Origin of the sequence: Micromonospora lupini (genome assembly GCF_026342015.1) — a bacterium.
Taxonomy (GTDB): domain Bacteria; phylum Actinomycetota; class Actinomycetes; order Mycobacteriales; family Micromonosporaceae; genus Micromonospora; species Micromonospora lupini_B.
The window spans coordinates 820,606-834,618 of record NZ_JAPENL010000003.1 but is presented as its reverse complement, the minus strand read 5'-3'; the positions used below and the strand labels follow the sequence as shown (position 1 = coordinate 834,618).

The window sequence follows — 14,013 nt, the reverse complement described above, 5'->3', positions numbered from 1 at the left end:
CTAGCCGGCAGCCCCCGGCAGGCCGGCGCGCAACTGCCAGACGGTGGTGCGCTTCACCCGGACGCTCTCCAGGGCCTCCGACACCGGCACGTCGTACGCGGCCAACTCGTCGAAGCGGTCCCGGGGCAGGAACGCCCGGCCGGGGTCACCGACGAGCGCCGGCGCCCCGGCCCGGGTGGCGCGCAGCAGGAACCGCAGCACCCGGCGGGCCATCGCCTCGCTGTAGAACACGTCCCCGGCGAGCACCACCTCGGCGTCGCCCGCGTCGCCGTCGAGGATGTCGCCGAACTCGGCGTCGACGCGTACCCCGTTGGCCTCGGCGTTGAGCGCGACCGCCGCGACGGCCAGCTCGTCCACCTCGACGGCCCGCACGGACGCCGCGCCGGCCCGGGCGGCGGCGATGGCCACCAGGCCGGAGCCGGAGGCGAGGTCGAGCACCCGGCGGCCGGCGACCAGCTCCGGGTGGTCGGTGACGTACCGGGCGAGTGCCTGCCCGCCGGCCCAGGCGAAGGCCCAGAACGGCGGCGGCCGGTCGCTGGAGAACTCGCCCTCGGTCAGCTCCCACAGCCCGATCGGTTCGTCCGCCTGGTGCAGGCGCACCTCGGGAACGAAGGGGACCGGGGCCAGCCGGGCGTGCAGCCGGACGAACGTGCTGGAGAGCTCGGACACCAGGCAATTCTCGCGCACCTGTCAGCCCGGCCGACGCAGGGAGGTGGTCGAGGACGTGCGGGTACGGGTGAAGGGTTCACCACTCTCGGTGAAATGACCCCCCGTGCTTGGCGTCCGATGCGAAGACACCCCTCTGTCCGGCCCGCCCGTTTCCTCCTAGCGTTTCCTCCAGTGACGAGAAGGAGCGAGGTGGTGGTGATCGTGTGGCGGTACGTGCTGCGGCTCGGAGCGTTGGTTGCCGGCGTTGCCGGGGCGGTGCTGACAGTGGCCGCACCGGCGCAGGCTGCCTTCGCCACCGAGATGAGCGGCCTGCCGGCCCGGTTCACCGCGGGGGACCAGGTGCGCACGATCTCCGCGGTGGTCTCGCAGACGGACCGGCGCGGCGGCTGCGCGAAGGTGCGCTGGTCGATGGTGCTCCGCGTGCAGGGCATCCGGCTCGACCAGGTGAAGATGGACCGGGTGGAGGAGACCGGCGACTTCCCGCTGGAGATCCGGACCGAGGGTGATGTGGCCCGGTTGACCGACAGGCAACTCGACCCGGGCACGCTCTGCCCGGGCCGCACGGTCACCGCCCGCTACCGGGTGGCCTTCGACAAGGACGTTACCCAGGGGCGGGTCACTCTCGCCGCCGAGGCGTACGACGCGAATTCGCGCCTGTTGGCCCGCCAGACGGCCACCCGTTCGGTGGTGGGGGTGGGCGTCCGGCCGACCGGCTCGCCGACACCGAGCGCGACGCCGGCCGAGCCCAGCGACCCGCCGAGCGAACCGGTCGAGGAGAGCTCCCCGGCCGAGGAGCCGGTCGCCGACCAGCCCGTCGACGCCGCGCCGCCCGCGGCCGGCGCCGGCCGTCCAGTCTCGCAGACCGGTGGGTTCGGCGTGGTGCAGGCCGCGTTCCTGCTCGGTGGGCTGCTGCTCTCGCTCGGGTTGGGGTTGCTGCTGCGGCTGCGTCACCTGACCCGGGCCGCCACCGCCGAGGCCGAGGTCGAGGACCCGCCGGTGGACAGGCGCTGGGATCGGCAGACCCCGGCCGGTGGCTGGCGACCGGCCCGCCGCTGAGCGGGAGGTGTCGGGGCCGACGGAGATCCGCCGGCCCCGACTGTGTCACTTCGTGAACGCCTGGAACTCGGCGATCCGGACCTGGGCACGGGCCGGGCTGGCGGTCGCGCAGTCAGTCGTCGTGGCCGGGTCGGCGTCCTGCTCACCGGCGTACTGCGGGCCGCCTGTGCACTGACTGGCCAGCACCTCCAGGCGCAGGTGGGTGGCGAGGGTGGTGGGCACCGCGAACGTCCGCAGGTTGATGTCGCGGCTGTACGCCCGGTACGCCCCGCCGGGGAACGCGTCGCCAGCGCTTGTGTAGATCCGCTGCCAGCGCGCCGGATCCGCGCAGTCGGTGGTCGTCGCGTCGCACGCGGACACCGCGAACGAGCGCAGCGCGCTGAGCGCGTTCTGACTGCCGGTGTCGGCGTCCCCGGTGATCGCGGGCCGCAGCATCGCGCTGACGTTCACCCGCTTGACCGACTGCGGGCCGTCGCCCGGCAGGTCCACGGTGAGCTGCCGGCCGGCCACCCCGTCCAGGGAGGCCCAGTTCGTCGCCTCGGTGTCGTCGGCGACCCGGTCCAGGTTGACCCCGTCGCCGGTGATCGTGGCCCCGGAGGCCGTGGACGCGAGGTTGCGACTCAACCGCAGGTCCACGTAGCCGGTCCGGCCGGCGTCGGCGACCACGCTGAGCCGCTGGTGCCCGAAGCCGGGCGCGACGGCCAGCAGGTCGTACGTGCCGGCCACCAGCTCCAGCGTGTCCGGGATGGGCGTCGCCGGGTCGGTGTCCGCGATGGGGGTGGCCCGCGCCTCGTACGCCCCGACGTACACCCGGATCGGCGCGTCGGCGCTGTCCCCGCGGGGGCGCAGGGTGAGCGTCGCGTTGCCGCCGCGCGGCGAGGCGAAGCTCGGCGTCGGGTCGGTGTCCGCGGCGCCGTTGGTGGCGGCGTCGCGGCCCATCCCGGAGCGCGCGAACTCGGCCCAGATCAGGTCCTGGTTCGCGCCCCCGAAGCGCAGCAGGTCGGCGGTGAGCATGTTGTCGCGCATGTCGAGCATGCTGACCTGGCTGGCGGCCTGGAGCAGGAACGAGTCGAAGACCAGTTGCGACCAGCGCCTGTTGCCCGGGCAGTTGTCCGCGGCCACCCTGCCCTGTGCGCACTCCACCTGCCGCCCGCCGGTGCCGAGGCCGTACCGCTTGACGAGCGCCGCGCGGACCCGGTAGTTGGTGGCGCCCCAGATCTCCCCGTCGGCGTGCACGGCCGGACCGCCTGTGTTGTAGCCGATGTCGGAGTAGTTAAGCGGGCTGCGGCTCAGGTCGTAGTTGCGGATGCCGCTGACCAGGTTGCCTGTGACGTAGCCGCCGGTGACGAAGGGCGTCTCGCCGGGCGCGCGCAGCCCGTTCTGGTACAGGTACTCGGCGGCGAGCAGGTCGCCCCACGACTCACCCATCGCCCCGCCCTGGTGGCCGCTGATCCCGCTGTCCGGGCCGGCGATCATCCGGTTGGTGATGGCGTGCGTGTACTCGTGGCCGATCACCGTCATGTCGTAGTCGCCGTCCACGCACGGCGGGTACGGGCCGCCGGCCTGGGGCTGCCACAGGTACATGTTCGTGGTCGGCGGCTGGCCGTCGCGCCCGGTGCCCTGGTTGGCGTTGTTGCGGTTGCCGGTCAGCGCCCCCTGCTGGGCGCGGCCCTGCTCGGCGTCGCCGCCCAGCCCGGCCGGGGTCAGGTTGACCGCCTGGAGGTTCCACGCCGACTCGGTGAAGCCCAACTGGTACGCCCAGTCGTGCATGCGGTTGTGCATGACGAAGAGGTTGCCGATGGCCGCGTCCGCGTCGTTGCGCTGCGCGGACGTGAACACCTCCGGGTTGCACTTCGCCTGGTGCCACTGGTCGGTGAACGGGTACTCGTAGCGGCGCTCCGGGCTGGGGGTGGCCGGGACGACAGGGGTGTTGTTGCCCCAGGAGAGCACGGTGTTGGCCGAGTTGCCGCGCGAGGTGAAGGTAGGTGTGCCGGTGGCCGCGTCGACGTCCCACGGCTGGCCGGTGGCCGGGTCCCGGTAGGCGGCCTGGCAGCCGGGGGCCGGGTCGCCGCACCAGCGCACCCGGGGGTCCTGCCCGGCGGCGAGGTCGCGGGGCGGGGTGGCCGGGAAGACCGCCCAGCTCGGGTTGTCCGAGTCGAAGTCGACGAGGTCCTCGCGGACCAGCACCTTTCCGGTGCTGCCGTCCACGTAGCTGGTGAAGGCGGCAGGGTGGTCGGCGTCCGCGCCGATCATGGTCACCTCGTAGGCGGCCCGGGGTCCGTCCAGCGGGGTGGGCACGGCCACGGCGCGCACGGTGTGGCTGGCCACCGCCGTCGCGGTCAGCCCGGCGTCGGCGAGGGCGTCGGCGTACGCCTGCTCGGCGGTGCGGCTGGCCGGCGCGGGGGCGCTGGTGTCGCTGGCCAGCGAGGAGTTGACGGCGAGCACCGAGCCGCCGGAGACCGCGAGTGTGACCAGGCCGTCGGGCCCGGCCGGCAGGTCGCCGAAGCGCTGCCGCAGGGTCACCACGGCGCCGCTGCCGATCGGTCGGACCAGCACCCGTTCCAGGTCGGCCACCGTCGCGGCGTCCATCCCGTACAGGTCGCGGTTGGCGGTCAGGTAGGCGCGGGCGGCGGCCTCCGGGTCGGTGGGCAGTCCGGTGGCGAGCGGGGTACGACCGGGGCCGAGCGCCTGCGGGGTGCCGAACCGGTTCCACCGCACGTCGGGATCGGCGGCGCGGGCCAGGCCGCGCTGGCGGGCGTCGGGTGCCGCCGTACCGGAGCGGTTGTCGAGGTCGGCGGGCTCGTGGTTGCCCTCGGCGAACGGCCCGGACGAGCGTGGGGTGGACGGCGTCCCGGCGGGGGCCGCGGTGCTCGCGCCGGTGGGTAGCAGCGCGGCGATGGTCGCTGTCGTCGCCAGGACGGCGATGAGCCGGCGTCGACGCCTGCTCATCGGGGGTGACCACTCCGGTTGTGGCACGGGACCTCCTCGTGGGAGCGGGATGGCCGGCGGCTGCCGGCCGACGCAGCGCGGTGACGCATGCGCATCTGTGGATATCAGCCGGCCGGGGTGGCGGCAAGGCCCGAGATCACTGAGGCGCCACTCAATCGAGATAAGTTGACTTTACAAAAGCTCGTCTCTTGTAAAAGAGCGTGACGGGTGCCACAGTCGGTGCGGGACGCGAGACCGGAGGTTGGCCATGACAGTCGATGCCGATCCGGCAGTCGAGCCCGCCGCCTGGCGGGACCCCCGCAAGCCGCTCTGGCCGCTGGCGCTGCTGGTGCCGGCGCTGCCCTTCGTCGGCTTCGCGCTCTGGCGGGCCGGCGGCGGCGCCTGGGCGTGGTGGCTCACCCCGGCCGTCGTCTTCGGCCTGATCCCCGTGGTCGACCTGCTGCTCGGCGACGACCGGCAGAACCCTCCCGAGGAGGCGGTGCCCCGGCTCGCCGCCGACGGCTACTACCGCTGGCTCACCTACCTCTACCTGCCGGCGCAGTACGCGGCACTGGTGCTCTGCGGCGCGGTGTGGGCCCGCGACAGCCTCTCCGCCGCCGGTGCCGCAGGCCTCGTGGCCACCGTCGGGGTGGTCGACGGCATCGCCATGAACACGGCCCACGAGCTGGGCCACAAGCGCGAACGGATGGAGCGGTGGCTGTCCAAGGTGGCCCTGGCGCCGGCCGCCTACGGGCACTTCTACGTCGAGCACAACCGCGGCCACCACGTACGCGTCGCCACGCCGGAGGATCCGGCAAGTTCGCGGCTGGGGGAGAGCTTCTGGGCGTTCTGGCCGCGTACCGTCCTCGGTGGCCTGCGCTCGGCCTGGCGGTTGGAGACCAGCCGGTTCCGCATCCGCGGCCGGTCCCCGTGGACCCACCGCAACGATCTGCTCAACGCCCTCGCCATGACCCTGGCGCTGTACGCGGCGCTGACAGTGCTCTTCGGTCCGGTGGTGCTGCCGTTCCTGGTCCTGCAGGCGGTGGTCGGCTTCTCCCTGCTGGAGGTGGTCAACTACCTGGAGCACTACGGGCTGGCCCGGCAGCGCACCGCCGCCGGGCGCTACGAGAAGGTCGACGCCCGGCACAGCTGGAACAGCGACCGCACGGTCACCAACGTCTTCCTCTTCCAGCTCCAGCGGCACAGCGACCATCACGCGAACCCGTTACGCCGCTACCAGACCCTGCGCAGCTTCGACACCTCCCCACAGCTACCCGCCGGGTACGCGACGATGGTGGTCGTGGCGCTGGTCCCGCCGCTGTGGCGACGGGTGATGGATCACCGGGTGCTCGCGCACTACGCCGGTGACGCGGGACGTGCCAACACGCGGCCCCGCCGCTGACCGCTCAGCCGCCCGGGGCCCAGTCGGGGTCGCGGCCGAAGGCGGCCAGCAGGCGGTCCTGCTCGTCGGCGTCGGCGGACACCTGTGCGCCGTCGACGACAAGCTTGTTCCGCCGGTAGTCGTCGACCCGCCCGGCGAACCATCGGGCGCACACGCGCACCGCGTCCCTGTCGAGTCGCGGGTCGGCGCCGATCGCCACCGCCAGATCCCAGCCGTGCACCAGGTGTTCGGCGAGGAGTTGCTGGACGTACTCGGCGGCCGGGGTCGGGCCGGCCGACAGGTGCACGGTGCGGTCGATCGTGCCGGGATGGGTGACGGCGATCTCGGCCTGCGCGGTCGCCTCCCGCGCCGTCGTGGCCGGGTCCGCGCCGAGCACGTCACCGTCGAAGCGGTCGCCGACCTCGTCGATGGTGCGGCCGGCGAGCAGCGGAACGCTCCACCGGTCCTCACCGACCACGTGGTTGACGAGCGTGCGGACGTCCCAGTCCGGGCACGGCGTCTCCTCGGCCCACTGGCCGGGCCCGATCTCGTCCACCCGGTCGACGAACTCGGCCAGGCTCCGGCGGTACGCCTCCAGCAGATCCATGCCGTCGATTGTTCCCCCCGGGACGGTGGCAGGAGCCGTTTTGCCCGGCCCGGAGCCCTTCTGCCCAGCCGGGAACCGCGCCGCCCCGGCCCGCTCAGTCCAGGTCGGTCGGGGCCAGGCCCAGCTCCCGGGAGGTGACCAGGCGCACCCACTCCCCGAACTGGCGGCGGGAGATCACCCGGTCGTGCACGGCGAGCTGCACGGCGAGGCCGTCCATCACGGCGCTGATCCGCCAGGCGGCCCCCTCCGGGTCGGCGCACTGGAAGGTGCCGTCGGCGACCCCGGCGGAGATGACGGCGGCGAGGTCCTGCCGCCAGCGCAGGTCGAGCCGTCGGGACACCTTCTCCAACTCGGGGGTACGCAGCGACTCGGACCAGCCGTCGATCCACATCGACCAGGACGTCGCCCGGCCGGCCGGGGTGTAGAGCTTGAGGATCCGGCGGAGCTTCGTCAACGGCGGAGCGGAGGAGCGGGTGACCACGTCCAGGCGGGCCAGATCCTGTTCGACCGCGTACGCGAACGCCTGCGCGAGCAACCGCTCCTTGGTGGCGAAGTGGTAGAACACCAGGGCCTGACTCACGCCGGCGGCCTGTGCCACGTCCGCCGTCCGGGTGTTGGCCAGACCGCGCTCCACGATCACGTCACAGGCGGTGCGCAGCAGGGCATCCAGGCGGATCTCGGCCGCACGTCTCGTCACGACCGTTACCGTAGCCCATCCACCCGAACACGAACAGTTACCGCTACCGTCCGATTCGTGGGGTAAGAGTCGGAAGCCGGACACTTTCCAGGGGTGCCGTGGTCCGGTCTACTGGCGGTGTTCGCCGAGGTCCGCCGCTCGCCGCGGGATGCATCGCCGCCGGTCGGCGGGCCTGCGCCCGGCGGCGGCACCTGTCGTCGCATGATGCCGGAGTGTGACGGTCGGAAGTCAATTGAGAAACCAGGTCAGCTCCCTAGGAAGCCTGCGGCGGGTGGCCCCGGCCCAACCCAGGACCCGTCCCGGCGTCTCGGCCGGCCGGAAGGGGGCGCGCCGACACGGACCCCGAGTTGGCAGTCGTTCACCGGCTCGGCTAAAGTTCTCATCCGTCACCCGGGAACGCCGGGGACGTGCGGACGTAGCGCAGCTGGTAGCGCATCACCTTGCCAAGGTGAGGGTCGCGGGTTCGAATCCCGTCGTCCGCTCGGAGCTGCCGCCACGCATGACGGGGGCAACCTCGGTGGGGTGGCCGAGAGGCGAGGCAACGGCCTGCAAAGCCGTGTACGCGGGTTCAAATCCCGTCCCCACCTCGGTTCTATGCACGGGCGATTGGCGCAGTGGGAGCGCGCTTCCTTGACACGGAAGAGGTCACTGGTTCAAACCCAGTATCGCCCACCAGCTGGACAAGTAGGTTCGAAGGCCCGTTGCCGGATATTCGGCAACGGGCCTTCGCCTATTCGGTCCGAGCCACACCGGCCGTCTACTCGCCGGCGCGGAGCACCTCGCTCAGCCGGTCGCGTCGTCGCAGCGCCGACTCGACAGGAACGACAGTGGCGGCCGCCGCCAGCAGCGCCACGCTCACCAGGCCGAGCAGCCACCACGGCAGGACCGCGCCCGGGTCGGCGGCCTGGCCGGTGAGCAGCCGCAGGTCGAGCGGCCCGAGCAGCAGGCGTGCGAGCAGGGCGCCGAGGAGCGGGCCGCACACCGCGGCGACCACTGCCGGCGGCAGCAGCTCTCCGGCGGCGACCCACCTGGCGTCGCGTGGTCGGAGGCCGAGGGTCCGCAGTCGGGTCAGGGTCTGCCACCGCTCCGACGCGCCCGCGGCGGCGGCGAGCGTGAGGCCGAGCAGCCCCAGCGCCAGCAGCACCGCGGCGGCCGTCCACGCCAGCCGCAGCAGCCCAGTGGTCAGCGGCGCCACGCGCTGCGCCCGCAGGACGTCCGCGCGTAGCACGACGTCGGCGGCGACGCCGCTGTTCGACACGGCCCGCGCCGCGCCGGGACCGGTCACCCAGACGGTGTTCGGGACGGCGGGCAGCCCGGCGTCGGCGAGGGCCGCGGCGTCCACGATGACGACGTCGTCGGCGCCGCCGACGGGGGGAGCGGTACCGACCGCGGCGAGACGGATCGCCGGGGCGTCGTCCCGGCTCAGCTGCAACCGCGTACCGGCCGGCAGAGCGCCGTCGCTCGATCGGACCAGCGCGGGGACGTCCCCGGGACCCTGTGCCGTGAGCCGGGCCAGCGCCGGCGCGTCGGGAAGCGGGGTGGTGGCCAGCAGGCGCTGAAACGCGTCGGCGTCCACGATGACCAGCCGTGGCGTGAGCGGTGTCGATTCGGTGAAGACGCGCGCCGAGTCGGTCACCTGCGCGACGACGACCTGCCGTACGCCGGGTGCGGCAGCGATGCGCTCGGCGAGTGCGGGCGTGGCGGCCTCGGCGTCGACGCCGACGTCGAGGCGGGCGTCGGCGCCGACGGTGCTCCACGCGCCGTCGGCCAGACCCCGGGTGACGGTGGCGCCGAGGATGAGCGCGAACGACGCGAGCGCCATGGTGCTGACCAGGACCAGCGGCGGCAGCGCACGCCCGGCCGTGGTCGCCGCCCGGGCGGCACCGAACACGGCCAGCGGGCGGCGCGAGCGCAGGGCCTGTCGGAGCGCGAACCGTGCCCCGAGAGGCAGCAGCCGGAGCAGGACGAGCGCGCCGACGAGCGCGCCCAGAGCGAGGGCGCTGACCGGCAGGATCAGGTCGCCGGTCGGCTCACCGGTGTCGCCGTCGGAGGCGACGGGCAGTAACCCGCGCTGGTGCAGTGCGCCGAAGGCGGCGACCGCGGCGATCAGGACAGCGGCTTCCACGGCGGCGCGGCGCAGCCGGGCGGTGGCCAGGATCCAGCGCCGAGCGGCCGGATTGGCAGGTTGACGTCGGTCGCGGCTGGCGCGGGCGGCGGCGAGGGTGCCGAACGCCGGCCCGGCGACGGCACCGGCCAGGACCACGGGAACGGCCCAGGCCCAGGAGACGCCCGGCGCGGCCGCGCGGGCGAGCGCGAGCCCGACGGCGGCGGCCGACAGGGACACCACGGCGGACTCGATGAGCAGTTCCGCAGCGACGTCGGGTAGCGCCGCCCCACGCTGCCGGGCGGCGGTCAGCGCCGGGGTGCGGCGGCGGACCAGCAGTTCGGCGGCGAGCAGCAGGACAAGCACCGTGGCGGTCAGCACCCCGGTGAGCAGGACGGCGGCCTGGGTGAGAACGGCGCTGATCCGGGTGCGGGCGTCGCGCAGCGCCGTGTCGAGCTGCGACTCCCACTTCAGGGACTCGTCGCGGTCGCCTGACGAACCGGAGGTCGCCTTGAGCTTGACCACCTGGCTGGCCAGCGCCGCGCTGGTGCCCCAGGTGAGCGCGTCGGGTTCCGGGGCGAAGTGGACTGTGCGCCGCAGTTGGTCCTGGTCGACGGCGAGCCGGGCGTCCGACAGCGACTCGCGCGACAGCAGGCCGGCGAACCGGGTGGTCCCCGCGCCGTCGGCGCCGGGCACGGGGCGCAGTAGCGACGGGGCGAGTCGCCAGGCGGGGTCGGCGCCGTCCGCGGGTCGGTAGATTCCGCTGACCCGGACGTCCTTGTCCCGGCCCTGGCCGTCCCGGACCGGAACTCGATCGCCGGGGCCGAGGTGGAGGGCGGCGGCCTCCGCCTCGGCGAGGCCGACCTGCACCGGCCAGGGCGGCCCGCCGTAGGGCGTCTCGACGTACTCGGCGGTGACAGTGGGGCCGGGCGCGCTGCCGGCGATCCAGGTCACGGCCGGGCCGCCGAGGTCGTCGGCCAGGTAGGTGAACTGGAAGGTACGCGGCACGCTGCCGTCGGTGATGGTGAGGATCGGGCCGTTGACGACGGCGACGGGCGGGAGCAGCGCGGCGTCCAGGTCGGGTCCGAGCGCGTACGTCGCCCGGGCGCGGAAGTCGTCGACGTTCTTGGCGAGGCCGGGTGCCCGGACCCGCCCGCCGGTCGGGCCGTCGTCGCGTTCCCAGTCGGCGCGCGCGAGGACGTTGGCGTCCTGGCCGGCGCGGTGGACCGCGTCCTGGACGGCGTTGTCGGCGGCGGCGCGCAGCAGCGCCGGGGCGGCCCCGGCGAGCAGCGCGACGGCCGCGATGACGGCGGCGATGAGCAGCAGCGGTCCGGCGTGGGTACGACTCCGGCCGCGGATGCTGGGCCAGTGGAGTGCCGGCCACCGGCGGGTCAGCCACCGCTTCACGGCGCCACCCGCAGGTGCGCGGCGTCGGCCCGGCGGGCCTGCACGGTGACCACGACGGCGACCGCCAGCAGGCATCCGACAAGCAGTACGGCGAGTAGTGCGGCCTCGGTCGGCCACGGCCAGTGCGGCTGGGCGGTCGGGACGGGCGCGGCGCCGCTGTCGGAGCGTACGAGCAGGGGAGCGACGACGCGTGTGGCGAGGGCGCCGACGGCCGCGCCCGCCGCGAGCAGGGGCAGCAGGACGCCGGCGTGCTGGCCGAGCAGCACGCCCCGGATGCCGCGCCGGGACATTCCCAGGCCGCGCAGCCGCGCCACCTCGACGGCGCGGACCTGTAGATCGCAGGTGACGTGCAGCACGACGCCTGCGAGCAGCAGCAGCGCCGCGGCCGGGACGATGAGCCGGAGCGCGGCCGGCAGCCCGGCGCGCAGCGGGCCGCCGGTGAGGCGGGCGGACTCCGCCTCGCGGGTCGTGACGGTGCCCAGGTGCAGGGCTGTGGCCCGCTCGGCGGCACCGTCGGCGGGGTGGCCGACCCACCAGGCGTCGACCGGGAACGTCAGGTCGCCTGTGACGACGCGTGCGCGGGACAGCGTGTCCAGGTCGGCCAGGACGGCGACGGCGCCGGGGGCGGACGGTACGGTCGGCACGACCTCGGCGACGACGACCGGGACGGGCGTGGCGCCGACAGTGACGCTGAGCTTGCTGCCGATCTCGGCCCCGACCTCGCTTGCGAAGCGGGCGGAGACGGCGACGGGCACCAGGCCGGGGTCCGGGAAGGCCGAGGCGACGAGGGTCCGGGCGGCGTCCTCGGCGCCGCCGAGGTCGACGGTCGCTGCCATCCGCAGCGCCGTTCCCGTCGGCGTGGCGGACACCCCGAGGGTCAGGTCGCTCACCCTGGTCGGGACCGGCGGCGCGGACGTGGCGGTCCAGTCCGATCCGTCCGTGGACCCCTCGGCCGAACCGGCGGGCGGCACGGTGAGCGTGACGGCCACGGCGACGGGTCCGCCGACCGCGTCGGCGGTGACCGGCAGGGCGACCGCGACGAGGCGCAGCCCGTCAGCCGTCGCGCAGGCCGGCAGTGGAACCTGCCGGCCGTCGAGCGGTACGGCGGGACCGGTGCAGGACGTCCGCAGGCCTGTGGCGTCCTGCAGCAGCAGCCGGGGTGTCACGGCGAGCGAGGTGTCGCCGGCCGCGGTCCCGCTCAGGACGAGCGGGGCGCCTGTCGGAACGGCGAGGCCGGTGACCCGGGTGCGTGGTGCCAGCGTGGCGCCCACGTCCGCCCATCCGCTGTCGCTGTCCAACCGCCCGCGTAGCAGCGCGTCGGCGCGTGTGGTGTCGACGGCGACCAGGCGCGGCGCCTCGCCGGCGGTGCCGAGCCACTGACCCACGCTGGTACCCCGGTTGAGGGCCGGGCTCACCGCCCCCGCGGTGGCGGCGTTGACGACAGCGCCGTCACCGGGCACCGGCGCCGTGCCGAGGGTGAGTGCCAGATCGGTGCCGACGGAGAGCGCGGCTTGGTCGCGCTGCGACTGGTGCCACGTGTCGTCGAAGGCGAGTCCGAAGGTTCCGGCCGCGCAGGCCAGCCCGACGAGCAGGCCGGCGGCGACCGCCTGGGGCCGGCGAGCGCTCTCGGAGGCCGCCAGCGGGAGCGCAAGCCCGCGGGCGCGGTACGCCAGCCGGTCGGCGCCGCGCAGGGCGGGCAGTACCACCCGGAGCGCCAGGGCGGCGCCGGCGGTGAGCAGCAGCGCCGGTGCGAGCACCCGGACCGCGTCGGCGCGCGGGCTTGCGGTGGTGGGCTGCGCGTACAGCTGCCACCATCCGGCGGCGGCGAACACCGCGAGCAGCAGGTCGGCACCGGAGCGGGCCAGCAGTTCGCGGCGGGTGCGCCGGTCGCCTGGTGCCGGGACCTGTCGGATCGCCAGGACGGTGAGGACGGCGGCGAGCGCGAGCGCGCCGCTGGCGACGGCGAGGACCTGGACGCCTGTGACGGCCGGCGGGACGGTCAGGCCGGCGCCGTCCAGCGGCGGCAGGTGGGTCAGGCCGGCGTGCAGTGCCGACGAGGCGGGTATCGCGAGCGCCGCGGCGACGGCGGCGACGAGCCCGGCCTCGAGTGTCGCGGTGGCGGCGAGTTGGCGACGGCTGGCGCCCAGGGCGGACCGTAGGGCGGTCTCGTCGGCGCGGATGCCCGCGGTGAGCCGGCCGGCGAGGACGAGTGCCGTCGCGGTCAGGACACTGCCGAGGACGGCGATGGCCAGCACGACGGCGGAGGTGACGTGCCGTTGGTCGTCGGCCGACCGCAGGGTCTGCGGCAGGTCGGAGGCGACACGTGCGAGTTGGACGCGGTCGCCGAGGGTGCCGGCCAGCCGGCGGTCCGCGCTGTCGACAGCCCCGGCGACGGTCTCCAGGTCGTGGCGGTGGGGGTCGGACAGGTCCGGGTGGGCGGTGATCTCCATCCGGTCGACTGTGGAACCTGTGGTGACCAGGTCGGCGAGGTCGACGAGGAACGGGCCGTAGGCGTTGACCGGCTGGAGGAAGCGGCCGTCCCGGTAGCCGACGGCGGAGCCGGCCGCGGCCAGCGGGTCGCGGTCCCAGCCGCGCCCCGGCAGCGGGCGTACCACGCCGACGACCGTCACGTCGACGGCCGGGACGGGCGCGTGGGCCAGTTCGGCGCCGAGGCGCACCCGGCGGCCGGGGGTGAGGCCGAGCAGGTGGGCGGTGGTCTCCAGCAGCACCGCGTCGCCCGGGTGCTGTGGCCAGCGCCCGGTGACCAGCTCGGCGCGGGCCGGCAGGTCGTCCAGCCCGGACAGGTACGCCTGGGGCGCGACCGTGGTGCCCGGCGCGAGCGCGGGCGGCAGCGCCCGCAGCACCGTCGATGCCCGCGCGGTTGTCGTCGCCGGGAACGGTGCGAGCGCGGAGGCCACCGCGGTGCGGGTGTCGGCGGCGACGGATGCCGCGTCCGGGCCCTCGACGGTTCCGGTGTAGACGGTCACGTCGACGGCGGCGGGGGCGGCACGGGCCATGGCGACCTCAAGCGCCCGCTCGGCGGTGCGGGTGCTCAGCAGGGTGCAGGTGCCCAGCAGGGTCGCGCCGATCGTGACGATCCCGAGGAGGGCTGCCAGCAGCGGCCACTGCGCGCGGGCGCGTCGGCTGACCAGCCTCAGCATCGT

The 14,013-nt window shown here is 74.7% G+C and carries 8 protein-coding genes and 3 tRNA genes; 5 read left to right on the top strand and 6 right to left on the bottom strand.

Features of this window, described 5'->3' with window-relative positions; translation table 11 throughout:
• On the bottom strand, positions 1-669 hold the full coding sequence (locus OOJ91_RS31845) for a class I SAM-dependent methyltransferase (RefSeq protein WP_266250911.1): 669 nt from the start codon (positions 667-669) through the stop codon (positions 1-3).
• A gap of 171 nt (positions 670-840) precedes the next feature.
• Between OOJ91_RS31845 and OOJ91_RS31840 the strand changes: the two genes are divergently transcribed.
• The gene (locus OOJ91_RS31840) at positions 841-1,725 is read left to right on the top strand and encodes a hypothetical protein (RefSeq protein WP_266250910.1); all 885 of its coding nucleotides are present in this window, start codon (positions 841-843) and stop codon (positions 1,723-1,725) included.
• Positions 1,726-1,770: 45 nt separating this feature from the next.
• Here OOJ91_RS31840 and OOJ91_RS31835 read toward each other — a convergent pair whose 3' ends face one another.
• Positions 1,771-4,701, bottom strand: coding sequence for a M36 family metallopeptidase (locus OOJ91_RS31835; protein ID WP_266250908.1), 2,931 nt, complete (start codon positions 4,699-4,701; stop codon positions 1,771-1,773).
• 220 nt (positions 4,702-4,921) lie between these two features.
• On the opposite strand from OOJ91_RS31835, the gene OOJ91_RS31830 reads away from it, so the two are divergent.
• Positions 4,922-6,055 carry an alkane 1-monooxygenase gene (locus OOJ91_RS31830; protein ID WP_266250906.1) on the top strand — a complete coding sequence of 378 codons (1,134 nt, stop codon included), beginning with the start codon at positions 4,922-4,924 and terminating at the stop codon, positions 6,053-6,055.
• 4 nt (positions 6,056-6,059) lie between these two features.
• On the opposite strand, the gene OOJ91_RS31825 is transcribed toward OOJ91_RS31830, so the two are convergent.
• Both OOJ91_RS31825 and OOJ91_RS31820 read right to left on the bottom strand, forming a co-directional pair.
• On the bottom strand, positions 6,060-6,641 hold the full coding sequence (locus OOJ91_RS31825; RefSeq protein WP_266250903.1) for a TIGR03086 family metal-binding protein: 582 nt from the start codon (positions 6,639-6,641) through the stop codon (positions 6,060-6,062).
• Between the two features lie 94 nt (positions 6,642-6,735).
• Complete coding sequence (locus OOJ91_RS31820) at positions 6,736-7,338, bottom strand: TetR/AcrR family transcriptional regulator (RefSeq protein WP_266250900.1); 603 nt, start codon at positions 7,336-7,338, stop codon at positions 6,736-6,738.
• Positions 7,339-7,747: 409 nt separating this feature from the next.
• Between OOJ91_RS31820 and OOJ91_RS31815 the strand changes: the two genes are divergently transcribed.
• The 3 genes from OOJ91_RS31815 to OOJ91_RS31805 all read left to right on the top strand — a co-directional run bounded on the left by OOJ91_RS31815 (position 7,748) and on the right by OOJ91_RS31805 (position 8,013).
• Positions 7,748-7,820: transfer RNA gene (locus tag OOJ91_RS31815), tRNA-Gly, on the top strand.
• A 34-nt stretch (positions 7,821-7,854) separates the two neighbouring features.
• Positions 7,855-7,925, top strand: a tRNA-Cys gene (locus tag OOJ91_RS31810).
• A 13-nt stretch (positions 7,926-7,938) separates the two neighbouring features.
• Positions 7,939-8,013 (top strand) — tRNA-Val (locus OOJ91_RS31805).
• Positions 8,014-8,095: 82 nt separating this feature from the next.
• Here OOJ91_RS31805 and OOJ91_RS31800 read toward each other — a convergent pair.
• The gene (locus OOJ91_RS31800) at positions 8,096-10,849 is read right to left on the bottom strand and encodes an FtsX-like permease family protein (RefSeq protein ID WP_266250898.1); all 2,754 of its coding nucleotides are present in this window, start codon (positions 10,847-10,849) and stop codon (positions 8,096-8,098) included.
• Positions 10,846-14,010: an FtsX-like permease family protein gene (locus OOJ91_RS31795; protein WP_266250896.1), complete on the bottom strand. Its 3,165-nt coding sequence runs from the start codon at positions 14,008-14,010 to the stop codon at positions 10,846-10,848. Before OOJ91_RS31795 ends, OOJ91_RS31800 begins: the two co-directional genes overlap by 4 nt.
• Positions 14,011-14,013 lie beyond the last annotated feature (3 nt).

Coding starts and splice junctions, on each gene's coding strand:
- OOJ91_RS31830 (WP_266250906.1), top strand. CDS start 4,922: ATGACAGTCGATGCCGATCCGGCAGTCGAGCCCGCCGCCTGGCGGGAC.
- OOJ91_RS31825 (WP_266250903.1), bottom strand. CDS start 6,641: ATGGATCTGCTGGAGGCGTACCGCCGGAGCCTGGCCGAGTTCGTCGAC.
- OOJ91_RS31795 (WP_266250896.1), bottom strand. CDS start 14,010: ATGCTGAGGCTGGTCAGCCGACGCGCCCGCGCGCAGTGGCCGCTGCTG.